At 68.7% G+C, this 22,433-nt stretch carries 22 protein-coding genes; 9 read left to right on the top strand and 13 right to left on the bottom strand.

All coding sequences use genetic code 11. The annotated features are described in order from the left end of the window. Positions 1–26: 26 nt before the first annotated feature. From AC5RWG_RS12495 to AC5RWG_RS12470, 6 genes are all read right to left on the bottom strand, one after another. Positions 27–1,202 carry a PEP/pyruvate-binding domain-containing protein gene (locus AC5RWG_RS12495; protein ID WP_494167067.1) on the bottom strand — a complete coding sequence of 392 codons (1,176 nt, stop codon included), beginning with the start codon at positions 1,200–1,202 and terminating at the stop codon, positions 27–29. A gap of 4 nt (positions 1,203–1,206) precedes the next feature. Then, a complete protein-coding gene (locus AC5RWG_RS12490; protein WP_494024655.1) occupies positions 1,207–2,481 on the bottom strand; it encodes a cytochrome P450 in 1,275 nt (424 codons plus the stop codon). 321 nt (positions 2,482–2,802) lie between these two features. Beyond that, positions 2,803–3,597 carry an IclR family transcriptional regulator gene (locus AC5RWG_RS12485; RefSeq protein WP_494024373.1) on the bottom strand — a complete coding sequence of 265 codons (795 nt, stop codon included), beginning with the start codon at positions 3,595–3,597 and terminating at the stop codon, positions 2,803–2,805. A 314-nt stretch (positions 3,598–3,911) separates the two neighbouring features. Further along, positions 3,912–4,598, bottom strand: coding sequence for an HD domain-containing protein (locus tag AC5RWG_RS12480; protein WP_494167066.1), 687 nt, complete (start codon positions 4,596–4,598; stop codon positions 3,912–3,914). Between the two features lie 554 nt (positions 4,599–5,152). Beyond that, entirely contained in the window at positions 5,153–8,116 is a 2,964-nt protein-coding gene (locus AC5RWG_RS12475) for a phosphoenolpyruvate carboxylase (protein WP_494167065.1), read from the bottom strand. A 246-nt stretch (positions 8,117–8,362) separates the two neighbouring features. Beyond that, on the bottom strand, positions 8,363–9,139 hold the full coding sequence (locus tag AC5RWG_RS12470) for an SDR family NAD(P)-dependent oxidoreductase (protein WP_494024658.1): 777 nt from the start codon (positions 9,137–9,139) through the stop codon (positions 8,363–8,365). A 155-nt stretch (positions 9,140–9,294) separates the two neighbouring features. Here AC5RWG_RS12470 and AC5RWG_RS12465 point away from each other — a divergent pair, with 155 nt between their 5' ends. Next, on the top strand, positions 9,295–10,455 hold the full coding sequence (locus AC5RWG_RS12465; protein WP_494167064.1) for a glycoside hydrolase family 76 protein: 1,161 nt from the start codon (positions 9,295–9,297) through the stop codon (positions 10,453–10,455). 103 nt (positions 10,456–10,558) lie between these two features. Here AC5RWG_RS12465 and AC5RWG_RS12460 read toward each other — a convergent pair whose 3' ends face one another. Then, entirely contained in the window at positions 10,559–11,152 is a 594-nt protein-coding gene (locus AC5RWG_RS12460) for a YdeI/OmpD-associated family protein (protein WP_494167063.1), read from the bottom strand. 79 nt (positions 11,153–11,231) lie between these two features. On the opposite strand from AC5RWG_RS12460, the gene AC5RWG_RS12455 reads away from it, so the two are divergent. Next, entirely contained in the window at positions 11,232–11,990 is a 759-nt protein-coding gene (locus AC5RWG_RS12455) for a VOC family protein (RefSeq protein WP_494167062.1), read from the top strand. A gap of 119 nt (positions 11,991–12,109) precedes the next feature. Beyond that, the gene (locus AC5RWG_RS12450) at positions 12,110–12,649 is read left to right on the top strand and encodes an NUDIX hydrolase family protein (protein ID WP_494167061.1); all 540 of its coding nucleotides are present in this window, start codon (positions 12,110–12,112) and stop codon (positions 12,647–12,649) included. A 107-nt stretch (positions 12,650–12,756) separates the two neighbouring features. On the opposite strand, the gene AC5RWG_RS12445 is transcribed toward AC5RWG_RS12450, so the two are convergent. After that, positions 12,757–13,008, bottom strand: a complete 252-nt coding sequence (locus tag AC5RWG_RS12445; RefSeq protein WP_494167060.1) for a hypothetical protein — start codon at positions 13,006–13,008, stop codon at positions 12,757–12,759. A 359-nt stretch (positions 13,009–13,367) separates the two neighbouring features. Here AC5RWG_RS12445 and AC5RWG_RS12440 point away from each other — a divergent pair, with 359 nt between their 5' ends. Both AC5RWG_RS12440 and AC5RWG_RS12435 read left to right on the top strand, forming a co-directional pair. Next, positions 13,368–14,276 (top strand): DUF6707 family protein, encoded by a 909-nt coding sequence (locus AC5RWG_RS12440; RefSeq protein WP_494002238.1) that lies wholly within the window; start codon positions 13,368–13,370, stop codon positions 14,274–14,276. A gap of 55 nt (positions 14,277–14,331) precedes the next feature. Further along, entirely contained in the window at positions 14,332–15,108 is a 777-nt protein-coding gene (locus AC5RWG_RS12435; protein WP_494167059.1) for an SRPBCC family protein, read from the top strand. A 42-nt stretch (positions 15,109–15,150) separates the two neighbouring features. Here the strand turns inward: AC5RWG_RS12435 and AC5RWG_RS12430 are convergent, their stop codons facing one another. Then, complete coding sequence (locus AC5RWG_RS12430; RefSeq protein ID WP_494074253.1) at positions 15,151–16,209, bottom strand: FUSC family protein; 1,059 nt, start codon at positions 16,207–16,209, stop codon at positions 15,151–15,153. Between the two features lie 129 nt (positions 16,210–16,338). On the opposite strand from AC5RWG_RS12430, the gene tgt reads away from it, so the two are divergent. After that, on the top strand, positions 16,339–17,598 hold the full coding sequence (tgt, locus tag AC5RWG_RS12425; protein ID WP_494167058.1) for a tRNA guanosine(34) transglycosylase Tgt: 1,260 nt from the start codon (positions 16,339–16,341) through the stop codon (positions 17,596–17,598). A 126-nt stretch (positions 17,599–17,724) separates the two neighbouring features. Here the strand turns inward: tgt and AC5RWG_RS12420 are convergent, their stop codons facing one another. The 3 genes from AC5RWG_RS12420 to AC5RWG_RS12410 form a co-directional block, all read right to left on the bottom strand. Continuing rightward, positions 17,725–18,042: a hypothetical protein gene (locus AC5RWG_RS12420; RefSeq protein ID WP_494024381.1), complete on the bottom strand. Its 318-nt coding sequence runs from the start codon at positions 18,040–18,042 to the stop codon at positions 17,725–17,727. Beyond that, entirely contained in the window at positions 18,039–18,470 is a 432-nt protein-coding gene (locus AC5RWG_RS12415) for a GNAT family N-acetyltransferase (protein WP_494167057.1), read from the bottom strand. Before AC5RWG_RS12415 ends, AC5RWG_RS12420 begins: the two co-directional genes overlap by 4 nt. Before the next feature lie 320 nt (positions 18,471–18,790). After that, positions 18,791–19,504, bottom strand: a complete 714-nt coding sequence (locus AC5RWG_RS12410) for a TetR/AcrR family transcriptional regulator (protein ID WP_494002232.1) — start codon at positions 19,502–19,504, stop codon at positions 18,791–18,793. A 321-nt stretch (positions 19,505–19,825) separates the two neighbouring features. On the opposite strand from AC5RWG_RS12410, the gene AC5RWG_RS12405 reads away from it, so the two are divergent. Then, a complete protein-coding gene (locus AC5RWG_RS12405; protein WP_494002231.1) occupies positions 19,826–20,062 on the top strand; it encodes a hypothetical protein in 237 nt (78 codons plus the stop codon). Here AC5RWG_RS12405 and AC5RWG_RS12400 read toward each other — a convergent pair. Next, positions 20,029–20,736, bottom strand: a complete 708-nt coding sequence (locus AC5RWG_RS12400; RefSeq protein ID WP_494167056.1) for a queuosine precursor transporter — start codon at positions 20,734–20,736, stop codon at positions 20,029–20,031. The two genes, AC5RWG_RS12405 and AC5RWG_RS12400, sit on opposite strands and share 34 nt — an antisense overlap. A 199-nt stretch (positions 20,737–20,935) precedes the next feature. Here AC5RWG_RS12400 and AC5RWG_RS12395 point away from each other — a divergent pair, with 199 nt between their 5' ends. Both AC5RWG_RS12395 and thiD read left to right on the top strand, forming a co-directional pair. After that, complete coding sequence (locus tag AC5RWG_RS12395; protein WP_494167055.1) at positions 20,936–21,388, top strand: hypothetical protein; 453 nt, start codon at positions 20,936–20,938, stop codon at positions 21,386–21,388. Positions 21,389–21,509: 121 nt separating this feature from the next. Continuing rightward, on the top strand, positions 21,510–22,343 hold the full coding sequence (gene thiD / locus AC5RWG_RS12390) for a bifunctional hydroxymethylpyrimidine kinase/phosphomethylpyrimidine kinase (protein ID WP_494002228.1): 834 nt from the start codon (positions 21,510–21,512) through the stop codon (positions 22,341–22,343). Positions 22,344–22,433 lie beyond the last annotated feature (90 nt).

Genomic DNA, 22,433 nt, shown 5'->3' with positions numbered 1-22,433 from the left:
ACAGGCGGAACAGTTCAGGGCAATGGTCAGGCGGAGGGCTTCAGCAGTGAGGCGGTGATGCTGCCCAGGCTGAAGCTTCCGGTGGCGGTGCCTGCGTTCCCGGCTCCTGCGTTCCCGGCCCCGGCGGGCGCCGCCGTCGCGGGCGCAGCACCCAGGGCCGCGGCGTACCCGCCGCCCCCCGATACCGCGGACGACGCCGCGACCGGCTTCTTGGAGGAGTGCACGGTCTCCGGCCGGGACTGCAGCAGCAGCAGGTTTTCGCCGTCGGGCAGGTCCCTGTCCAGCGACCACTCGATGTCCTGCGGGCACTTGTAGTGTTTCTCCGCCCGCTTGGCCATCCGCGCCACCGCAAGCAGTTCGTCGTCGGTCAGGCAGCGCCGGGCCCGCCGTTCGGCGTCGACCTCCCGCTCCACCAGGGTGCGTGCGGCGGCGTCGGGGATCAGTTCGGCGTGCTTGTCGCCCAGGTGTTCGGCGACCGGGGCCAGCGTGACCTTGTCCAGCACGATGTTGTCCGGCGTGACCTGCCCCGAAACCACCATTTCGCCGACGCCGTAGGACGCGTCGATGGTGATCTTGGAGCGGTCGCCGTTGGCCGGGTCCAAGGTCATGGCGACGCCGGAGACCCTGGCGTTGACCATCTTCTGCACGACGACGGCCATGGACAGCCCCTGGTCCGGGATCTTGTTTTTAAGCCGGTAGATGATGGCGCGCGAGGTGTAGAGCGATGCCCAGCAGCTGCGGATGTGTTCGCCGACGGCGGCGAAGCCTTCCAGCCAGAGGTAGGTGTCCTGCTGTCCGGCGAAGGAGGCATCCGGCAGGTCTTCGGCGGTGGCGGAGGACCGCACCGCCACCGGGACCGGGGCGTCAAAGCGCGACATCAGGGCCTCATAGGCCTCAATGGTCTGGGCGCGCATGTCGGCCGGAACCGGGCGGGAGCAGATGTCTGCCCGGATGGAGGCGGATACCGCGTCCACCTGCGCGATGTTTTCCGGGTCGAGGCCGGCCAGCAGTTGGTTGATGTGCTCGGTGATTCCGGCTTCCTGCATGAACCGGTCAAACTGGGCGGTGGTGACGACGAATCCCGGGGGCACCGGCATGCCCGCAGAGGTCATGGTGACCAGCGAGGCGCCCTTGCCGCCGAGGTGTTCGAGCCGGGGCTCGATGCCGCCGTCGAAAAACTGAATGAATTCGTTGCTGCGCATGGGCTTAGGCCTCCCAGCTGACGGGGACGGTTTCGGGGACTCGGAAGGAGATGTTCTCGCGGAACTCGATGTTCCCGGGGTTCTCCAGCTTCAGGTTCGGTGCCAGCCGCGCCACCTCTTCGAGGGCGATCTTGGCCTGCAGCTTGGCGAGCATGTTGCCCAGGCAGTAGTGGATGCCGAAGCCGAAGGACAGGTGTTCGCGGGCGTTGCCGCGGGAGATGTCGAACTCCTCGCCGTCTTCGAAGCGGGCGGCGTCGCGGTTGGCGGAGCCCATCAGTAGCAGCAATTCGCCGCCCTCCGGGATCTTGACCCCGCCGACTTCGGTGTCCTTGAGCGCCTTCCTGCGCCAGCCGACGATGGATCCGGAGAAGCGCAGCACCTCGTCGATGGCTGCCGGGATCTTTTTGGGCTCCTCCACCAGTTGCTGCCACTGGTCCGGACGCGCCAGCAACACGCGCAGGGAGTTGGCGATCAGGGTGGTGGTGGTCTCGTGTCCCGCAAACAGCAGGGAGTAGAGGATCGAGGCGATCTCGTGGTCGCTGATCTCCGCCCCGTCCTGCTGGGCCTTGACCAGGTCACCGGTCAGGTTGTCGCCGCCTTCCTCGTGGGCGACACGGACCAGGCGCAGGCATTCCTGCCAATACTCCACCAGGTTGTGGGCGTGCGGGATCTGCTCCTCGTCGCTGAGGTCGCCCCAGGTCATCGCCGCGCGGGAATCGGACCAGCGCTTGAACGTGTCCACCTGGGAGACGTCGGCGCCGATCAGCGTCAGGATCGTGACCGTCGGGACGGTGTAGGCCAGGTCCTTCACGAGTTCGCCGCGGCGATCGGGATTGGCGAGCATGGCTTCCAGTTGGTCCACGACGTTCTGCCGGATGGACGGTTCCAGCGCCTTGTAGCGGCGTGGGGTGAAAGCCTTCTGGGCGACGGCGCGGATCCGGGTGTGCTCCGGCGGGCGGCGGGCGGAAAGACCCGAGTAGGCGGTGAAGCCGCCCTCTTCCATGATCTTGGTGGCCTGCGGGCCGCGCCGGCGCACCGGTGCCTGGGCGTTCTCGCTGGAGAAGGTCTCCCAGTCCTCGAAAACGGCCTTGATGTCGTCATAGCGGGAAACCACGTAGTAGCCGACGCGCTCGTCAAACATGACGGGCTGCTCGTTCCGCAGTTCGGCGTAAGCCGGGAACGGGTCCTTCATCTGGAACGGCTCGTAGCCGTGGTGTCCTGCGGGGGCCTCGGCACCGTGGCCGAACGGGCAAGCTGCCGTTTCGGTCGAAGATGACATCTGGAACTCCTTGGGGTCTGCTCCCGCCGTCGCCGTTGTCGGTTTCAGCGGGCTGATTAGACTCCAGTGTTGCCCACGTCACTCGCGGGGCCTAAGGAGCTCTTCCACTGAGTGGAAACGAATAGTGCTTAGCATCTCGTGGCATGCGGCGGCATACGGCCCTTGGGCGCGATGTGGCTGGCCAGCAATAAGCCCGGGTGGGCTGTTGGGCCGGGCGCCCAGGCCTTGCGCGCCTCATGGCTGCCCGGCAACGACTCATCAGGCATGCGCCGTAGCGCGTGGTGCGGCTGTCCGGGAATGACCAGGATGTGCGCCGGGCGCTCACGCCTTCCGGGCGATGTGGCTTCCCAACAAAGACTCCAGCGGGATGTGCGCGGTGGCGCGTTCGATCTGCGCCGAGACGCCGCGCAGTGCCGGGAGGTGCCGCGTCATCGTAGCGGCCTGCGACGTCAGCAACACCAACCCCAGCCCGGCGCCGATCCGGCCGGTGTGGAAAACGGGCACGGCGATGGAGCAGGAGCCGAGCCGGACTTCCTCCAGCGTGGTGGCATAGCCCTGGTCGCGAATCTGGACCAGTTCCTCTGCCAGTCGCCCGGGAACGATATGCGTGTGGGCGGTGGGACGTTCCAGCTGCCGGTTCAGGTAGGCGGTGCGCACCCACTCCTCCTCGTACGCGAGGATGACTTTCCCAACGGCGGTGGCGTGCATCGGCAGCCGGCCACCGACCCGCGAAGCACGGGGCACGCGTTTGGTGCCGTAGATACGCTCGATGTACAGCACCTCGTGGCCTTCCCGGACCGCCAGCTGTGACGTCTCGCCGGTGAGGGAGAACAGGTCCTGCACGAACGGGCGCGCGGCATCGCGCAGTTGCCGGCCGGCATTCTGCGCCAGCTCCCAGAGGCGGATGCCCAGTTGGTAGCGGCCGTTGGCGCCGCGGGAGAGGAAGCCCCATTCCGTCAACTCCGCGACCAGCCGGTGCGTGGTGCTCAACGGCAGGCCGGAACCCTCGGAAATCTGGGTCAGGCTCAGCGCGCCGCGGGATTGCTCAAAGGCTTCAAGGATGGCCAGCACGCGGGACGTGACCGTGCGTCCCGGATCTCGGCTACCGCCGGCCATAGCTGCCTCCCATTTTTCCGCCGGTCCGACATAAGCCGGCACCGCCGTCGTTCAGACGAAGCCCGGCACCGCCTGTCGCCCCACAAAGTGGGGCACCGTCGTCGTTCGGGTAAGCCGAGACCGCCGTCGTTCAAAATTAGCCGGGCACCACCATTGTCCAAGCAAAGCGGGGCACCGCCGTCGTCCAAGCAAAGCCCGGCACCGCCGTCGTTCAAACGAAGCCGGGCGCCGTCTTCCGGGCAAGCCGGACAGCGCCGTCGTCGTGCCGCAGAGCTTCACAGCCGTGCCCTCGCGGCACCCGACCGAAACCGAGTCTAGCCGTCAGCCAGCAGCGCCCGGCGCTGCGGCCACAAGGTTACCGATTCCAGCGCAGACAGCGCGCGCGCCATGGCCTTGGCCTCCTCGGTGAAGAGATGGCCCAGGACGCGCTGGCTGCAGAGCCGAAGCGCCTGGCCGCGGTCCAGCCCGAACCACTCCATCACGGTGTCGACGCCGTGCGGGCTGAGCCGCCACGTTTTGTCTGCATCCTTGACGATGGCGTCCTCGATCGAGAGGGCCTCCTTGCGCGAGTCGTGCCCGTCGATGATTTCCAGAATGCGCGGAATCAGCGCCGGGTCATGGTTAACCTCTTCGAGGATCCCGGCCGCCAGTCGGGCGCCTTCCTTCTCGTGCAGCAAGACGAGGTCGGGCCGGCCGCCACCGGGGGCGATCGCTGCGAGGACCTGGTCCGGGGGCACCTGCGACCAGCCGATGTCGTGCAGCATGATGGCCGGAAGGACGACGTCGGCATCGGCCTCCGGGTGGGCGGCCAGCAGGGCCTGGGCCAGGCCATAGGCGTAGAGCGTGTGGGCGTCGTTATCGCGGACGGCAAGCAACGGAGCCGCTTGCTGCCAGATCAGGTCCAAGTGCGCATCAAGGTGCACCACCCCGTCCGGCTGGGCCTCGATGGCGGCGGTGACGTCGTGGCCGAACAGGTTGGAGGCAGGCAGCAGCTTCGTCATGCCCACAGCATGACGAGCAATCGCGGCGCGGGCAACCGGGTGGTTCCGCTGGACGGAAGGCGGGCGGGCGGCGGGATGGGGCGCGCCGGCGGCCTAAGCGGGGTGGACAGCTCGCTTGCCGGGCGGCTTGCGGGCGGAAGGCTTGGGCGGGTGGCAGACGGGCGGCTTCCGGGCACCTTGGCGGGCGGAAGGCTTGGGCGGGCCGCTTGCGCGCTGCTTGGACGGGTCGCAGACGGGTGGTTTGCGCCGTAACTTCCCACGTTTAGCCGCATGCTTAAGCATCCTGCCTAGTCAGAGATGGGTGGGCCGGCCAAGACATGGGAAGTTACGGCTAAACATGGGCAGATGTGCGCTGCCAAGCCGCCGCGGATAGGCATCCTGCGCACTCTGACACCGCGAGGCCGCTAGTGAGGCGGCGAGGCCGCGCGCGGCCGCCAGCCCGGCCCCCAGCCCAACGCGACGCGCCGCGCGCGGCCTCCAGCCCGGCCGCCAGCCCGACGCGACGCGCCGCGTAGGCCGCGCGCACAAGCCTCGCCCGACGCCGCACTCCCACGCTAGCCCGTATTCCGCAGGCCCGCGGCGATGCCGTTCACGGTGATCAGCATGGCCCGCTGCAGTGCCTCGTCCGGCTCCGACGTCCGGATGCGGCGCAGCAATTCCACCTGCATGTACGAAATTGGGTCCAAGTACTGGTCTCGGATGTGCAGCGAGCGCTGGAGCACCGGCTGGTTATCGAGCAGTTCGTTCTCGCCGGTCAGCTTCCGGATCTCGGCCACGGTCAGCTCGAACTCGGCACGGATGTCGTCGAACAGGTGCCGCAACGGCTCAGGCACCAGTGTCGAGACGTAATGCGCCGCGATCTCCAGGTCGGTCTTGGCCAGCGTCATCTCCACGTTCGAGATGAAGGACTGGAAGTAGTGCCAGTTGCTGATCATCTCGCGCAGCTGCGGCTGCAATCCGGCGGCCCGGGCGGCCCGCAATCCGCTGCCGACGCCGTACCAGCCGGGAACGATCTGCCGCGACTGGGTCCAGCCGAACACCCAGGTGATGGCCCGCAGCTTGCCCAGCCCCTGGCCGGCGGCCGGGCCCGCCTCGGGGTGGTCGGCCGGGCGCGAACCGAACTTCACCTCGCTCAGCTGCTCCACCGGCGTCGACGTCCGGAAATACTCCGGCAGGTCCGGGTGCTCCACCAGCAGCCGGTAGCGCTCATAGGCCGCGCCGGAAATCGCTTCCATGGCCGCGTGGTAGCGGCCGCGTTCGGCTTCCGAGGTCCGCGGCTCCTGGTGCAGCGCGGACGCCTGCAGCACCGCCGCAAGCGCCAACTCCAGGTTTTCCCGGGCCAGCTCCGGCAGGGTGTACTTGTCGGAAATGACTTCGCCTTGCTCGGTGAACTTGATCTCGCCGGCGAGCGCGCCGTTCGGTTGGGCAAGGATCGCGTCGTAGGTGGGCCCGCCGCCGCGGCCGACCGACCCGCCGCGGCCATGGAAGAAGCGCAGCCGCACCCCGTGCCGGGCGGCCACGTCGCGCAGCACCAGCTGGGCCTTGTGGATTTCCCACTGGCTGGTGGCCACGCCGGCTTCCATGTTGGAGTCCGAGTAGCCGAACATCACCTCCTGCAGGTCGCCGCGCAGCCGCACGATCCGGCGGTACTGCGGATCCGAGAGCAGGTCGTCCAAGATCTTCCCGCCGCTGCGCAGCGCCTCCACGCTTTCCAGCAGCGGCGCGAAGCCGATCAGCGCCTTAGGCTCGGAGCCGTCCAGCGCCAGCAGTCCCGCCTCGCGCGCCAACACCGCGGCGGCGAGCACGTCGTCGGCGCCGCGTGCCCGGGACACGATGTACGTCTCCACCGCGTCCGGACCATACTGGCGCAGTGCCTCGGCGATCGCGCCGAACACCTCCAGGGTGCGTGCGCGCTTCTTTTTCAACAACGACGGCGGTGCCAGCGGTCCGGGCTCGAGCAGCAGCGAGGAAAGCAGCTGCTGCCGCGGTCCGCGGGCCAGATCGAGGTAGCCGGACGGCGCAGCAGCCTCGGCCGCAGCATCGATGCCGCCGACGGCTGTCGCCACATCCCCCGGAACAGCCGCGCCACCCCCAGCTGTCGCCACATCCCCCGGCGCAGCCGTCCCGCCCGAACCCGCCACTCGGCCCGCCGCAGCACCCGGGGCCGCGGTCACGCCGGCCGGGGTCCGCGCGGCATCGCGGGCGGCCAGCAGGGCCGCGACCGCCTTGTGGTGCTTACCCGCGTTGTCCCGGAAGTCCAGGGTGGCCAGGTGCAGCCCGATGGTCGAGACCGCGCGGCGCACGGCGGCCAGCGAACCGTCCGCCACCAGCGACGCGGTGTGGGCGCGCAGGGATCGCTCGATCGGCGCCAGATCGGCCAGCACCTCCGCCGTCGAGCTGTAGTCCCGCCCGGGCTCGTGCGGGAGCCGGCGCTGGATCCGGGCGCTGGTGTTAAGCAGCTTCGCTTTGATGCAGGTCAGTTTCAGCCGGTAGGGCTCGTTCGCGTTCAGCTCGCGCACCCTGGTGTCCAGGCCCGGCAGGTTCTCGAGGTCCCTGGCCACGGAATTCAGCAGTTCGTCGCTGGCGGCCACGATCGTCGTCGAGTTGGACAGGACGGCGATCAGGCTGTCCACAAAGCCGATGTTGATCCGCACCGCGTGCTGGTTCTGCAGCTGGAAGACCTCATGCGTCACGTCCACGGTGACCAGCGGGTTGCCGTCACGGTCGCCGCCGATCCAGGAGCCGAAGCGCAGCGGCGCCCGGTCGGCGGGCAGCGTCACGCCATGTTCGGAGAGCAGTTCGGCCAGGTCCCCCATCAGCTCCGGCATGGTGTTGTTGAGGATGTTGCCCAGGTAGTAAACGGCGTTGCGCGCCTCATCCACAGGGCTCGGCCGCACGTGCCGCAGCTCGTCGGTCTGCCACATCTGGTCGATGATCTCGGCCAGCCGCCGGTCCTGCCGCCGCCGCGCCGTGCTTCCCTCCGCCGTCGTGGTGGACAGCAGGTCGGAGATAGCGCGCAGCTTGTCCAGCACGGTGCGCCGCGATGCCTCGGTGGGATGCGCGGTGAAGACGGGGCGGACGTCGAGCTGGTTGACCGCGTGTTGCAGCGCCTCGGGTCCCGCTTCCTCGGCAATCTGGGCGACGGTGCGAAGCAATTGGCCGTCTTCCTCCGGCCGGGCACGCAATTGGCGCACCCGGTGCACCTGTTCGGCGGCGTTGGCCAGGTGGAAGTAGAAGGCAAAAGCCCGCACCAGATCGGTGGCCTCGTCCACGTCCAGCCCCGCGAGCAGTTCGCGGACCTGGTCGATCACCTCGCGGGCGGTCCACGGCCCCGTGGCCTCGCCCTCGCCCCGGGCCGCTTCCTTGGACTCCTTGGTCAGCAGCCGCACCTGCTCCACCAGGTCCAGCAACTCCGGCCCGTGCTGGCGCGCCAGCGATGCCCCCAGAAGCGTGCTCACCCGGCGCACGTCGGCGCGCAGGCTCGCGTCGAGGTCCCGGTCGCGGGCGGCGTGCGGCATGGGTGCGTCCTTTCGCGTCCTGCGGGCGGCTGCGGCGGGCGTGCCGTTCCCGGGGACTCCAAGCTTCGGCACGGTCCACCTCAAGCGTACGACGGCGACGCCTCGCCTTTCGCCGACGGGTTTCGGGGGCGCCGGCTGCCCGCGTCATCCGGCTCGCGCCGGTTACTCCCCGCCCACCCGGGAGGTGCCGGGAACTTAGGCGCAGCCCGGAAGCGCCGATTACTCCCCCGCCCACCGACCCTTCGGTTACTTGGGCGCCATCCGGATCGCGCCGTCCAGCCTGATGGTTTCGCCGTTGAGCATCGAGTTGGCCACGATGTGCGCGGCCAGCTCCGCATACTCGGCCGGCCGGCCCAGCCGGGACGGGTGCGGCACCTGCCGGCCCAGCGATTCCTGCGCCTGTTGCGGCAGCCCGGCCATCATCGGCGTCTCGAAGATGCCCGGCGCGATGGTGACCACCCGGATCAGCGAGCGTGCCAGTTCGCGGGCCAGCGGAAGCGTCATGGCAGCCACTCCGCCCTTGGACGCGGCGTAGGCGGGCTGGCCGATCTGGCCGTCGAAGGCCGCCACGGAGGCGGTGTTGATGATGACGCCACGCTCGGGCCCGCCCAGTTCGGTTTCCACCGGTTCGGTGGCGGCGATGGCCGCGGCGGCCAGGCGAATCACGTTGAAGGTGCCGACCAGGTTGACCTGTATGACCTTGGCAAACGCCTCCAGCGGCAGGACCCCGTCGCGGCCCAGCACTTTGCCCGGGGTGGCGACGCCGGCGCAGTTGACCACGATCCTCAGCGGTCCCAGTGCCGCGGCCTCCTCCACCGCGGCCTGCACCTGTTCTTCATGGGTCACGTCGGCGGGCGCGAACACGGCCCGGTCCCCGAGTTCGGCGGCGAGCTCTTTCCCCTTCGAGCCGGGCAGGTCCATCAGCACTACCGCCGCACCGGCGGCATGCAGCCGGCGGGCAGTCGCAGCCCCCAGCCCCGATGCTCCGCCCGTGATCAGCGCTACGGTTCCGGCTACCTCCATTGGTTCCTCCTCAGGGTCCTCAACACTCATCCCTCCGGCCGCCTGCCTGCCGGCGGCATTGCAACCCTCAGCCTAGTGTGGCCCGGCGCACACCCCGGGCACCGGCGGGCAAATTCCGGCCTGCGCCGCGCCGATCCGCCGTTAGGCTGGTCCACATGCCCACCCTGCCCGGCGGCGGAGCATTCCGCCCGCCCAACCCCGTTCCGGCGGCAGGACGCGCGGACGAGGCCGCCATCGCCGTCGTCCGCCATTTCCGCCAGCGCCTGCTGGGCCTTCCGTTCACCGTGCTGGGCGCGGTCCGCCAACCCTCCCCCGGCCGCGGCGGGCCGTGGCACTACTGGTGGCAGGCCCACTTCCTGGACTGCCTGGTGGATGCCGGGTGGCGGGAGCTGCGCGGGGGCCGGCATTACGACGGCGGCACCGGGCCGAGCGCCGGCCGTCTCGCCGCGCGGCTGCTGCGTACGCTGCGCTGGCGCAACGGATTCCGCTTCGACAACGCCTACTACGACGACATGGCCTGGCTCGCGTTGGCGGCGCAGCGGCTGGACATGCTGGCCGCCGATGCGCACAAACCCCGCTTCCGGAACAGGGCCGCGGCTCGCGGCCTGCTGCCACAGCTGGAATCGGCGCACACCCCGGACTTGGGCGGCGGCCTGTTCTGGAACACCGCCAGGGACTTCAAGAACACCCCCGCCACGGCACCGGCGGCCCTGTATCTGGCGCGCACGGGCGACCGGGCGCAGGCCGCCCGGCTCCTGGACTGGTTGGACGCCACTCTGTACGCGCCCCGGCAGCGGCTGTATCTCGACGGCGTCCGGGTCGCCGGCGGCCGGCCGGTTTTGGTAGACGACCTCTACACCTACAACCAAGGGCCGGTGCTCGGGGCACTGCTGGAAACGGGCCGCGACGCCGACCTGGCGCGGGCCGCCGAACTGGTGCAGGGCATCGCGGCCAATTTGGTCCAAGGACGTTCGGCGACCACAGGGGACGGGGGCCAACTCGTCCTGCGCACGCACGGCGCCGGCGACGGCGGCCTGTTCACCGGGATCCTGGCCCGCTACCTGGCTCTGGCCGCCCGCTCCGACCGACTGCCGTACTCGGCGCGGGAGCTGGCGGCGCGGATGGTCTCGGACACCGCGCAAGGCTTCTGGGACGGGCGGACCATCGGAAACCACCGCACCGGGGAGGTGCTGGTTTTCTCCCCCGACCCCGCGGTTCCGGCCGCCACAGCGGGCGGGCCCGGCGGCGGCGTCGAGCTGTCCACCCAACTGCAGGCCTGGATGACCCTGGAAGCCGCCGCCACGCTGCCCGCCTGAGCGGGCGTGGGCACCGGGGTCGGCGCGGGCGTGGGCACGGGCGTCGGAACGGCTGGTGAACCGGCGCACGGCCGGGGCCCGTGCACGCCCCTGCGCCCGGCAGTCAGGACGGCTTCTTCTGCTGCGGATACGGCGTCTCCTGCCGGGCCAGCATCTCCACGAAGCCGGCGATCTTGCGCTGCCGGGCGGCATCGGTCTTCAGCTGGGCCAGCCGGTGGATCAGCGCGAAGCGGTTCTGCGAGGTGAGCACCTCGAACATCGCCTGCGCTTCCGGGACGGCGGCGATCGCCGCGGACAGGTCTTCGGGCACCTCGGCCGTGGCGGGCCCGGCGTAGGCCTTCTCCCAGCGGCCGTCGGCCTGCGCCGCGGCCACTGCAGCCCGGCCGGCCTCGTGCATCTTCCCGGCCTGCTCCAGCCGCTCGATGTGCCCGACGTTCCGCAGCGACCAGATGCTGCGCTTCGTCCGCGGGGTGAAGCGTTGGAGGGTGCTTTCCGCGTCGCGCCGCTTGCCCTGCCCGTCGATCCAGCCGAAACACAACGCCTCGTCCAGGGCGGCGGCATAATCCAAGGCTGTGACCGTGCCACCCTTCTTGCCCAGGATCAGCCACACGCCGGCCGACGAGGCATGATTTTCCTCCAACCAGGCCCGCCACGCGGCGGCGTCTGGCACCAGCAACTCCGGAAGCTCAACGGCCATGCCCTCATGGCAGCACGGCAGGGCCGCGCCGTCTAGTGTTTTGGGGTATCGTCCCGTGCCGACCCAAGGAGGAACCCAGATGCTGCGCGTCCGTCCCGTATTGTCCACCTTCCGCATCGGGCCGTGGCGGGACTTGTTGACCGCGGCGGGGTTGGCCTGCGTGGCCCACGACGGCGGTGCCCGGCTGGAGTTCGCCGCCGGCTCGGGGCGGCTGGACCTGCGCCCGGCCGATCCCGGCGACGCCGCCGACGCCCGCGTGGAACTGGGCTTCGAGGTCCGCGACCTCGACGAATTTGTCCGCCGCACCGTGGCCGACGGCACGCGGGCGGAAATCGAGGAGGCCGGCAACGGCCGGTCCGCGCGGATCACCGCACCCTCGGGCCTCAGCTTCCTGGCATGGGCCGCCGCGCCGCCGTTCGGGCACAACGCCGGGCACAACCCGCCCGATCCGGTGTTGGCCGTCATGCCGGTCTGGGTGACGCCGGACGTATCCGGTGCTGCGGCCACCCTCCGCGGAATCGGCGCGCTCCCCCGGTTCAGCGGCGACGCCACCTGCATGGTCTTCGCTGCGAAGAACGGCGGGCTGGTCGAGGTACAGCACGGCGGTACGGAGCAGCTTGGGCTGGCCTTTGAGTACGACGGCGACCTGTGCGCCTTACGGGAGCGCCTCGCCACGGCCGGTTACGACTGCTCCCGGGCGGACGAGGCCGGCCGGGTGGTCCTGCTGGTGGAGCATCCTGACGGCGCGAACCAGGCCAGCGGAGGGTACCTGCGGTTCAGCGCCCCGCGAAACGGTTCGGCTGGAGACCACCCGCTGCCGCCGACGCTTTGGCCCTGACGGGACCGGCGGTTCCGCGGTTCTGGCGGGTCCGGCCGTGGCTGGGGTGCACTGGAGCGGACGCGCCGGGCGGGGCGGCCGGCGTGACTGGCGTCGCAGGGGTGCGGTAGAACAAGTACATGAGCGTACGTACTCCCGACCCGTATCCCGGCTGGCTGTCCCACGAGGATCTGCACGAGGCGCGGCAACGCCTGCCGATGCTTTACGTAGAGGCGGTGCCGGTGCGGCTGGACTCGCTGGGATATGTCACGGAGATCGGCCTGCTGCTGCAGGCTTCGGACGAAGGCGAGATGGTGCGCACCTTCGTCTCCGGCCGGGTCATGTACCGCGAGACGGTCCGGGCCGCCCTCTTGCGCCATCTGGAGAACGACCTCGGCCCGCTGGCCCTGCCGCAACTGCCGGCCAGCCCGGTGCCTTTCACGGTGGCCGAATACTTCCCCTCGCCGTCCGAGACCGGGCTGACCGATGACCGGCAGCATGCCGTGGCCCTGGCCTACGTCATCCCGGTCACCGGGGAATGCAACCCGCGCCAGGATGCCCTGGAACTGAGCTGGATGACGCCGGAAGATGCGCTGAGCCAGGCGGTCCAGTCCGAATTCATCGGCGGCCGCGGCAACCTGCTGCGCCAGGCCTTGGCTCACGCGGGCTGGTGCCGCTGACCGCCGCCCGGATGTCGGAGGGCTTACCGCCCGGTGGGTCGGCGGGCTGACCGCGGCCGAGTGCCGGCGCAGGCCTCCCGCCGAGTGCCGGCGGCTTGACCGCCCGGTTACTTCGGCAGCATCCAGACGTACATCTGGGCGGCGAGGTCCCGGGACTCCTCCCGGTGCTGGTGCTGGTAGCTCAGCCGCTTCAGCTGGACCGGCCGCTGGCTGCGGCGGTTGGCCAGATCCGTCAGGGCCGCGCCGGCGGCATGCAGCAGCACGGTCAAACGGCTCCTGCTGCGGAACTGCTCGGGGTACACGGGGGCGTGTGTCGGCGCTTCGCCAAGGCGGGCCTCCGGGGCAAGAATGATGGTCATGGCTGGATTCAGCTTTCACAAGGATGTAGGGCTGCTGTGCGTGAGGTGCTTCGTCGGAACAACCGACGAGGTACGGTTCCGGCGGGAACTTCGATGTCTTGACGCTATCGGCGATCGCGGTCATCTTTGGTCCTCGATCCCGAGCCGGACACCGATTTTTTGGGCCCGCGGTCTCCGGTGCCGAGATCAACGCCGGGGCGCACCTTCCCTATTCCCCGGATGTGCACCGCGCGAGAGGCCGCTCACAATCCATCGTTTCATCAGGACGGCGGGCCGGACACCGGGCCGCACCTCCCCCGGAAAAGATAACGAATTCATATACTGTTCAGACGATCGCGAGCGTGACTAAGGATTTACCCATGACGGAACAGCAGGCCGAGACATACATTCACCATGTCAAGGCCGAGGCCGTGGCCGCCGGCGCCCGGTTCCTGACCCGCTCCGGCGAGCACTCGGCGCCGGTGGCGAGCACCGCCGTCGTACCCGACGATTTCGGCACGCCGGCGCTGGTGGTGGCCACGCTGGAAGACGGCAGCAAGGTGCGCATTGCCCATGGCTCGCGCATCCGCGTGGCTTCCTCCCGCCGGCCCGCGCCGCTGCCCGGCGCGCTGGCGCTGGCTGAACTGGAACTGATCCCGGCCGAGGAAGGCACTCCCGAGGCGGTGGTGGTCGAGGTGGCGCGGGCACACGCACGCAATGCCCGGGTGCAGCGGCTGGCCGCACGCCTGAGCCGGGGCCTCAACACCAAGGCCGGCAGCCACCTGCAGGACGTGCGGGACCTGGCCCATATCCTGTTCGTGGAGCTGGACGATCGCGAACGCGCACTCACGGTCTGCCGGCTGATCATCGACCAGCCGTTCGACGGGAACTTCGGCCGGTGGAAATGGATTCAGTCGGCGATGGCCATGGCCGCCTACATGCTGCGCGAGTCCGGCGACGAGGAGGACCAGCAGGAAGCCCGGAGGCTGGCCGAGGCGCTGCGCACCCCCGACGACGCCGACGAGGACCCGTTCCGCGCGAAGGTCAACGCGGAGGTCCGCCAGCGCCAGCTGAACGAGCCGAACCTCTACGACAAGGAAATCCACCGCGCCATGGCCGCCGCCGACCGCGACGTGGAGCGTGAGTGGCGCGAACTGCGCTTGAGCTCATTGTTGTACCTGCGCACGCACGGCGGATCGGAGACCCTGGAGCCGGTCGAGTTGGACCGCCGGATCAGCAACGAGCTGGTGGCGATCCGCGCACTGGACGCCCAGCAGCGGAACTCCTAGGCCCGTTCCGCCCGACTCTGGCCACCCCTGCGGCCCCGCGGGTAGAGTCGGCCGCATGACGGATAGCGGCGTTGCACCGGCGACCGGTCCCCTGAGCGTCCACATTAATGCGGACGCCCGCCAGGTCTGGGTCATGCTGCGCGAGCCCAGGTCCATTGCACAGTGGCACGGCTGGGACATGAAGGGCCTGGACGAGGAGATCCGCGAGATCTACTTCACCGGTGCCACCGAATCCGAAGACCACAAACAACTCAGGCTGAGCGACGGCGATGCCTTTATCCTGAAGCCGGTGGGCGACGGCGTCCAGCTGAGCCTCGAGCGCGGCCGGGAGTCCGGCGAGAAGTCCGACGAGTGGTGGGAGGACGTCACCGAAGGCTGGCTGACGTTCCTGCAGCAGCTGCGGTTCGCCCTGGAGCGGCACCCCAACGACCCACGCCAGACCACGTACCTCGGCGCGGACTCGCTGCCGCCCGGCGGCCTGCTCGCCAGCCTGGGACTCGACAACCTGCCGGAGCCGGACGAGCCGTACTCCGCCACGCTGTCCACCGGTGAGGCTCTCTCCGGCAAGGTGTGGTTCCGGTCCGAGCGCCAGCTCGGGCTGACGGTGGATTCATACGCCGACCATGGCGGCGGCCTCCTGATTGTTGCGACCACGCCGCCGCATCCGGAGGGCCGGCCGGAGGGCGGCTGCCAGGTGCTGATCAGCTGTTACGGCCTTGGTGCCCGCCGGCTCGCCGAAATCCGGAAAGCCTGGGACGGCTGGCGCAGCAGCGCGCTGCCCGTCGCCGACCCGCTGGTGCTCGGCAGCACCGCCGGGCCGGTCGCCGAATAGACCACACCGCAGCAGTCCGAAGGGCGGGCGGGCGAACCCCGCTCATCCCTCGCCGCGGTGCTTGCGTTGGAAGCGCCGCCGGTTCTTCATGCGCACGGTGCGCTGGTGCATCAGGTACACCAGGCTGAGCCCTACCAGCGCACCGATCGCGGTCTGCAAAGCCCGGTCCACCATCAGCTCCTGAGGATCCGTGGGGGCAGCGAGCTCGGTCATGATCAGGGCCAGCGGCGTGATGAAGATCAGCGCGAGGGCATAGTGGCGCAGCACGAACATCTCGGCCGCGAACTGCAGCGCCACCACCATCAGCACCAGCACCCACGGCGCCGGGTGCGGGGCCAGCAGCACCCCGGCAACCGCCACGCCCGCAAAGGTGCCCAGGATGCGGTGCACGCCCTTGTTCACCCGCTGGACCAGGCTGGGGCCGGCGATCGGGGCCACCGCGGCCACCATCGCCCAGTAGTTGTGCCCCAGACCCACCATGGTGGCGAGCGTCCCGGCCGCGAGCGCCGCGACGGCATTCGCGCCGGCCTCCACCGCGAATTCCCGCCAGTGTGCGGCGGTCAGTTCCTGTTTCGGCGGCGCGGCCATGGACGTCCGCCAGGACGGCACCAACCGGCTGCTGATCCCGATCAGCATGGCCAGCACCACGCTCACCAGTCCGGTCAGCATCGCCTGCCACAACGGCGCCGTCGGCGGAATCGAGCCGATGGCGGCATAACCGAAGGTGAAGAAGATGACCCCGGCCGGCCGCAGCCGGAGGTAGTTGACTGCCAGGGAGCACGACCCGGCTACCACGGTGGTGCCGAACACGATCCCCCAGGGCCCGGGGCCGGCCCGGGCAGTGAGCGCGCCGAGGAACATGACCAAGAGGATTAGGACGCCAAACTGGCCTTGATGCCGCAGCCTGGACCCGTGTGCTTCACCGCGGCCGTAGATCCCCGTGAAGGCGCCGAAGGCGGCGAAGACCATCAGGTCAAACCGGCCAAACGCCAGCAGGGCAAGCAAGGGCAGGCCCACGCTGAGACCGCAACGCGTGGCAACAATATGGTCTTGGCGCGCCGGACCAACCCGGAAGAACTCGCGTACCTGCTGCTTCAGCATTTTGCCGCCCTTCGGTTGCCTACTGTAGCTACCTTGCTCCCGTCTTTCATTGGGCGCAGCCACGCACGCACCGCCCACGCACCCAGTGCCCCGGAGTCCGGCCGCCGCCCGGTAAGGCAAAATGGTGGGGTGCCCCAGTCTGATTTTTCCTTTCGCGTCGGCAGCCGCCTGTCCGACACCGCCAGCCCCGCCCCCGCCCAGGTAGAAGACAACGGGGGCGCGTTCCAGGGCCGGACCGGAACCATCACCACGCCGCACGGAGAGATACAGACCCCCGCCTTCATCGCCGTCGGCACCAAGGCCACGGTCAAGGCCGTCCTCCCCGAGTCGATGAAGGAGCTCGGCGCGCAGGCCCTGCTGGCCAACGCGTACCACCTGTACCTGCAGCCCGGGGCGGCGGTGCTCGATGCGGCCGGCGGGCTGGGCAGGTTCATGAATTGGGACGGGCCCACCATCACCGATTCCGGCGGCTTCCAGGTGATGAGCCTGGGCTCCGGCTTTAAGAAAGTCATCAGCATGGACGCGGCCGCGGCCGGCAGCGGCTCCGACGACCGGGTGGCACCCGGCAAGGAACGCCTGGCCCATGTGGACGACGACGGCGTCTGGTTCAAGTCGCATCTGAACGGCGACAGGCACCGCTTCACGCCGGAGATCTCCATGCAGGTGCAGCACCAGCTCGGGGCGGACATCATGTTCGCCTTCGACGAGCTGACCACGCTGATGAATTCGCGCGGCTACCAGGAGGAGTCGCTGGAACGGACGCGGCGGTGGGCCGAGCGGTGCGTGACCGAGCACGAGCGGCTCACCGAGGAGCGCTCCCACCGGCCGTACCAGGCACTCTTCGGCGTTATTCAGGGCGCCCAGTACGAAGACCTGCGCCGCAAGGCCTGCCGCGACCTCGGAGCGATGAACTTCGACGGCTTCGGCATCGGCGGCGCGCTGGAGAAGGAGAACCTGGGCACCATCGTGCGCTGGTGCACCGAGGAGCTGCCCGAGGACAAGCCCCGCCACCTGCTGGGCATTTCGGAACCGGACGACATCTTCACGGCGATCGAGAACGGCGCCGACACCTTCGACTGTGTCTCCCCCACCCGGGTGGCGCGCAACTCCGCGTTCTACACGCCTGACGGCCGCAAGAACCTGTCCAACCGCCGGTTCAAAATGGACTTCGCCCCCTTGGTGGACGGCTGCGACTGCTACACCTGCGGAAACTACACGCGCGCCTACATCCACCACCTCTACAAGGCAAACGAGATGGTCAGCCACACGCTGATCTCCATCCACAATGAGCGCTTCACGGTAAAACTGGTCGACGACGCGCGGCTGGCCATCGACGACGGTTCCTTCTTTGACTTCAAGGCCGAGGTGCTCGGCCGCTACTACGCCTGATCTACCGGCGCGGCCCGGAACAGGGTTTCGGCAGGCCGGAGGCGGGCCAAGGTCCGGGCAGGCGGAAGGCCGCCGTCGTTTCCGTGAGAACGACGGCGGCCTTCCGTGTCTTGGTGCGGGCCGGTATCAGGCGGCCAGCGCCACGTCGGAGAGCTCAGTGGCCGGAGCCAGAATGCTCAGCCAGCAGTCGGACTGCCCGGGGTCGGCATGTGCGGGCAGCGCTCCGGCCGCCGCGCATCCTTGCAGGTCTGCCAGGACTGCCCCGTCCACGGAGGCATTCTGCAGGTCAATGGTTATCTGAAGTCCTGACGCCAGCGAGTTTGCCCGCCTGGCCAGAGAGTAGACGGCCAGAACGTTCCGCTCGTCGACGCGCCCGCGTACCTCGATGTGCGCGGCCGAGCACTCCAGGTCGACCCGGACCGTGACCTTGAGTTTGCCACTCATCGGGCCGCTGCCTTCGGCGCGGCGGAACTTCGGGCCGTTGCCTTCGGCGCGGTGGAATTCCGGGCCACACCGGAGGACACCCGGCGCCGGCGACGACCCGCCCCGGCCTTGCTCTCCAAGGCCCACGACTTATGGAAGCGGCTGCGCTGTTCCTGCGGTACCAGCCGGAGGAACACAGGATGGTTAAAGACCTGCTGCCGGGCTTCCTGGCAGAACGGCAATACGCGCAGGCGGCGGCGGTGGGCTTCAACCAATGCCCGGCGCACCAATTCGCCGGCCAGGCCAAGCCCGCGGTGCAAACGGTCTTCGTCAATCTGGAGGAGCCACATCTCACCGTCTTGGATCTTGTACTGCAGCGACGCCGCTACTTCTCCGTCTACATAGGCGTCGAAGCGTGATGCGTCGTAGTTGTTGCGTATGACCTGCATGCCTCTCCTCACTTAGCGTCTCCAACCGGAGGGCGCGGGCGTGACCCGACCGGACCCCTGGCTGGGAACCTTGGTCCGGCGGTGCCGGACCAAAACGGTAATCATGCTTACGATGTAAGCAAAGCATGCTTATTATCAATCTGCAAAACGGCGCAGCTAAATTGCCTTACTACGGACGCAATAACGTGCGACGGCGGAAGGGCCGCGGCACGGTGGCGAAGGGATAGTGCACGACGGCGGAAGCGCCGCCGTACGGTGGCGAGGGGATAGGGCACGACGGCGGAAGCGCCGCCGCGGCACGGCGTGGATCGTATCTGCGCTCAGGAAAGCTGGCTGTCCAGGCGCTCGAGCAGCCAATCCAGCGAGGCTTCGAATTCCTGCTTGGCGCGGTCCTGGGACAGCAGGCCCTGCAGTTTCTGCAGCAGCGGATAGTCGGTGAGGTCGGTTTGGCCGGGCGGCGGTGGCGTGCCCTCCTCGACCGGCCCTATGTCGGCACCGAGCGCGGCCACCTCCAGCAGCAAGTGGCCAATGAGGAAACTGCTGAAGGCCCGGTAGGCCTCCACCGCCTGCTCATTGCTGAAGCCCGCGCCGGTCATGGCCTTGAGGAACGACTCCACCCACTTTAGGCTGCGCAAGGGCGGCTGGACCCAGGGGGCCTCCGTCGGGCGTGTGGCAATCAGCGGGAACACCTCGGGATGCTTAACCGCAAGCCGCCGCAGCCCGTGGGCCAACCGCAGCAGGTAGTCCTGCCACCCGTGGCGGGGTTCCACATACACTTCCGGGTCGCTGTACAGCTCATCGACCACTATCTCCACGATGCCGTCGAGCAGATGCTCCCGCGACGGCACGTAGCGATAGAGCGACATGGCTTCGACATCCAACTCCGCCCCGAGGCGCCGCATGCTCAATTGGCGGACCCCGTGCTGTTCGATGAAGGCCGCGCCCGCCTCCAGGATCCGCTGTCGATCCAGTCGCTGCCTGTCGTGGCCGCCGTGGGCCGCATCAGCCGCCGAAGATGTTTCGGGTTCGACCATGGACCGCTCCCTCCTGCATTCGCGCCCCAGCCTACGCGCCGGGCTTCGCCCTGTCCTCCCGCCGACCGGCCGGAGCCCGCTCGGCAGCCGGTTAATCCGGTACCGAAAGTACGTGATTTTCCGCGGTAACCCGCGGTTTTGCCGCCGTTGGCGAAAGTATGAAAAGTTTTGGGCAGAAGACGCCACAAAATCGGCGGCGGGGCTCGATTTCCCCAGGGCTTACATTGTAAGCTGGGGCTTCCGGGCCCCGGACTCCGCACCACCGATGCCGACATGCCCTTCGGGCGGGATTCGTCCCTCGGCAAGATAGGAAGTAGAGCAATGGATGAGCACTTGAAACAGGTCTGGACCGCCTCCGCGGCTGTAGAAACGCTGCAGGGCGAAATGGACCAGGCGGAGACGATCCTGGACTCTGCAATTGACGAAGCGCTCAAGGCCGGGGCCGCCCCGGAGGAGATCAGCGGGGCAGCGAACCTGTCGCCGACGGAGCTCAGTGAACGCGTCCCGGCGCTCGCCGCCGAGGATCAGCCGGCGGACGAAGAAGGCGCCGCGCTGTAGGACGGTTCGCGCTTCTTCACCCGCCCGATGACGGCGGTCGTGACAGGAACGAAGAGGAATTCCACCGCGGTCTTGTAGACGAAGCCGACGACCACGTAGTTAATGAACGTGGGGACATCGCCGATGCCGATCACCGAGGCCGCGATGGAACAGAAAATGAGCGTGTCCGCGAACTCGCCCACACCTGTCGAACCCATCAGTCGCGCCCACAACCGGCGTTCGCCCCAGCGCTCCTTCATACGCACCAGCACCCAGGAATTCAGCGTCTGCCCCACGAGGAAGCCCAGGAGGCTGGCCAGCACGATCAGCGGCACCGGGCCGAGCGCACCCTCAAGTGCCTCTTGTTTCATCTGCCCGAACTCGTCGTCAAAGCCCGGCAGCGCGATGATCACCCAGTAGCACAGCGAGGCGAAGACCGACAGCGTGAAGGTGGTGAGGATGGCTTTCCGCGCCACCTTGAAGCCGTAGACCTCGCTGATCACGTCGCCCAGAATGTACGCCAGCGGGAACAGGAAAAATCCGCCGTCAGTAATGATCGGGCCCAGGGCCACGCCCTTGGAGGCGCCGATGTTGGACAGGATCAGGACCACCGCCATCACGGCAAGCATGATGCCGAAGTAGGGGCTGCCGATCGAGGCAAAGCGGGCAGGCGTGCGGAATTGCAGTTCAGTCATCAGTGGTGTTCACCCTCGTAGTAGTGGTTCGCGCAACGTTTCGCACCTCACGGTGACCTGAAGAAACGTCCGCTGTATTAGCACTAGGGGTCCGTCTGCCACCCGGACCGCCTACCATTCTCCCATGCGCGCGGGGCTTCGCGCTCCGACGCCTGCGATGCCCGACTGCTCCACGGCGCCGCCGTCCTATTCTGGCTGTATGAGTGAGGAGCCCGAACCCGACGACTTCGAGGACAACAACCCGCGCCACCGGGTGACTTTCGGGTTCGGGGCCTTCGTGGTCGGATTCCTCGTGGCCGTCTCCGTATTCGCGCTGGGCGCCCTGCTGCTCACCCTGGCCGGCGGTCCGCTCAGCTGGCACCAATTCGCGTCGGCCGCCCTCCTGGCGCTGGTCGTCGGGTTGTACGCCGGCGGCGTCGGGCTGGTCATCGGCGCACCCATCGCCTTCGTGCTGGGCATGTTGCTCCGGCCGGTGGCTAACCAATGGCTGCACGTGCTCGCGTTCTTCGCGGTCATGACGGCTGCTTCGTTCCTGATCCTGGTCTCGCTCTCCAGCGGCGACCCGCTCGGTACGCTGGAACTGGCAGCGCTGATCGGGCTGGCCGCGGCAATCGGCCGGTTCAGCGTGTGGCGGATGGTGGACATCCGCTGAGCCGGCGTGCGCTTGAGGGCGGCAGCCGGCTCAGCGGATGGCCACCGCACAGTCGCCGGGCGGTGAGCGCCGTCGTCGTCGTCATTAGGAGCCTGAGGGTCTGTCAGTGGAAAATAACCGCATGTCTGTTTCCATCACCGAAACCAACCGGCCCGCCATTACGCTGACCATCGCCGGCTCCGAAGCCACCGGAGGCGCGGGAGCCCAGGCCGACCTGAAGACCTTCCAGGCTTTGGGCACCTACGGCATCACCGCCCTGACCTGCATCGTGTCCTTCAATCCCCAGGACAACTGGAACCACCGCTTTGTCCCGGTGGACGCCGGCGTCATCGCCGATCAGCTGGAGGCGATCCAAACCTGCTACGAAGGTTCGCTGAAGACGGTCAAGCTGGGCATGCTCGGCTCGCCCGCGACCATCGACACGGTCGCGGCGGCGCTGCAGAACCAAGAATGGGACAACATCGTGCTGGACCCGGTACTGATCTGCAAGGGGCAGGAACCCGGCCACGCGCTGGACACGGACCAGGCGCTCAAGGCCCAGGTGTTGCCGCTGGCCACCTTCGTCACCCCGAACCACTTCGAGGCCGAATCCCTCTCCGGGATCACGATCAACGACGTCGAGGACCTGAAACGGGCCGCCAAGATCATCCACGAGGCCTCCGGCGCCGCGGTGCTGGCCAAGGGCGGGGTGCGCCTGGCCGGCCCGGACGCGGTGGACGTCTTTTACGACGGCGAAACCCTCGAAGTGCTCTCCGCGCCGAAGGTCGGCGAAGTGGCCGTCTCCGGCGCCGGCTGCTCGCTGGCCGCCGCGGTGACCGCCGAACTGGCCAAGGGCGCCACCCCGCTGCAGGCGGCCAAGACCGCCAAGCACTTCGTCACCGAGGGCATCAAGGCGCGGGTTTCCTCCCACGCCCCGTTCGACGCACTCTGGCAGGGCGGCGCCGCGCTGTCCTGACCGGCCGGCGACGCCGTGACGCCCTGTCCGGCGGGCCGGCGCGCCGTCCTGACCGGCCGGCACTGTTCTGTCCTGACTGTCCTTCCGCTG

It is taken from the genome of Arthrobacter sp. Y3221160 (assembly GCF_059092585.1).
This window is presented reverse-complemented; position numbering and strand designations above follow the sequence as displayed.

What these genes read in the sequence shown, in the direction of transcription:
- AC5RWG_RS12440 (WP_494002238.1), top strand. Translation starts at nt 13,368, where the DNA reads ATGACGGAACAGCAGGCCGAGACATACATTCACCATGTCAAGGCCGAG.
- AC5RWG_RS12435 (WP_494167059.1), top strand. Translation starts at nt 14,332, where the DNA reads ATGACGGATAGCGGCGTTGCACCGGCGACCGGTCCCCTGAGCGTCCAC.
- AC5RWG_RS12490 (WP_494024655.1), bottom strand. Translation starts at nt 2,481, where the DNA reads ATGTCATCTTCGACCGAAACGGCAGCTTGCCCGTTCGGCCACGGTGCC.
- AC5RWG_RS12410 (WP_494002232.1), bottom strand. Translation starts at nt 19,504, where the DNA reads ATGGTCGAACCCGAAACATCTTCGGCGGCTGATGCGGCCCACGGCGGC.
- AC5RWG_RS12430 (WP_494074253.1), bottom strand. Translation starts at nt 16,209, where the DNA reads ATGCTGAAGCAGCAGGTACGCGAGTTCTTCCGGGTTGGTCCGGCGCGC.
- AC5RWG_RS12395 (WP_494167055.1), top strand. Translation starts at nt 20,936, where the DNA reads ATGAGTGAGGAGCCCGAACCCGACGACTTCGAGGACAACAACCCGCGC.
- AC5RWG_RS12460 (WP_494167063.1), bottom strand. Translation starts at nt 11,152, where the DNA reads ATGGCCGTTGAGCTTCCGGAGTTGCTGGTGCCAGACGCCGCCGCGTGG.
- AC5RWG_RS12400 (WP_494167056.1), bottom strand. Translation starts at nt 20,736, where the DNA reads ATGACTGAACTGCAATTCCGCACGCCTGCCCGCTTTGCCTCGATCGGC.
- AC5RWG_RS12470 (WP_494024658.1), bottom strand. Translation starts at nt 9,139, where the DNA reads ATGGAGGTAGCCGGAACCGTAGCGCTGATCACGGGCGGAGCATCGGGG.
- AC5RWG_RS12465 (WP_494167064.1), top strand. Translation starts at nt 9,295, where the DNA reads ATGCCCACCCTGCCCGGCGGCGGAGCATTCCGCCCGCCCAACCCCGTT.
- AC5RWG_RS12495 (WP_494167067.1), bottom strand. Translation starts at nt 1,202, where the DNA reads ATGCGCAGCAACGAATTCATTCAGTTTTTCGACGGCGGCATCGAGCCC.
- AC5RWG_RS12405 (WP_494002231.1), top strand. Translation starts at nt 19,826, where the DNA reads ATGGATGAGCACTTGAAACAGGTCTGGACCGCCTCCGCGGCTGTAGAA.
- AC5RWG_RS12420 (WP_494024381.1), bottom strand. Translation starts at nt 18,042, where the DNA reads ATGAGTGGCAAACTCAAGGTCACGGTCCGGGTCGACCTGGAGTGCTCG.
- thiD (WP_494002228.1), top strand. Translation starts at nt 21,510, where the DNA reads ATGTCTGTTTCCATCACCGAAACCAACCGGCCCGCCATTACGCTGACC.
- AC5RWG_RS12415 (WP_494167057.1), bottom strand. Translation starts at nt 18,470, where the DNA reads ATGCAGGTCATACGCAACAACTACGACGCATCACGCTTCGACGCCTAT.
- AC5RWG_RS12485 (WP_494024373.1), bottom strand. Translation starts at nt 3,597, where the DNA reads ATGGCCGGCGGTAGCCGAGATCCGGGACGCACGGTCACGTCCCGCGTG.
- AC5RWG_RS12450 (WP_494167061.1), top strand. Translation starts at nt 12,110, where the DNA reads ATGAGCGTACGTACTCCCGACCCGTATCCCGGCTGGCTGTCCCACGAG.
- AC5RWG_RS12445 (WP_494167060.1), bottom strand. Translation starts at nt 13,008, where the DNA reads ATGACCATCATTCTTGCCCCGGAGGCCCGCCTTGGCGAAGCGCCGACA.
- AC5RWG_RS12475 (WP_494167065.1), bottom strand. Translation starts at nt 8,116, where the DNA reads ATGCCGCACGCCGCCCGCGACCGGGACCTCGACGCGAGCCTGCGCGCC.
- AC5RWG_RS12480 (WP_494167066.1), bottom strand. Translation starts at nt 4,598, where the DNA reads ATGACGAAGCTGCTGCCTGCCTCCAACCTGTTCGGCCACGACGTCACC.
- AC5RWG_RS12455 (WP_494167062.1), top strand. Translation starts at nt 11,232, where the DNA reads ATGCTGCGCGTCCGTCCCGTATTGTCCACCTTCCGCATCGGGCCGTGG.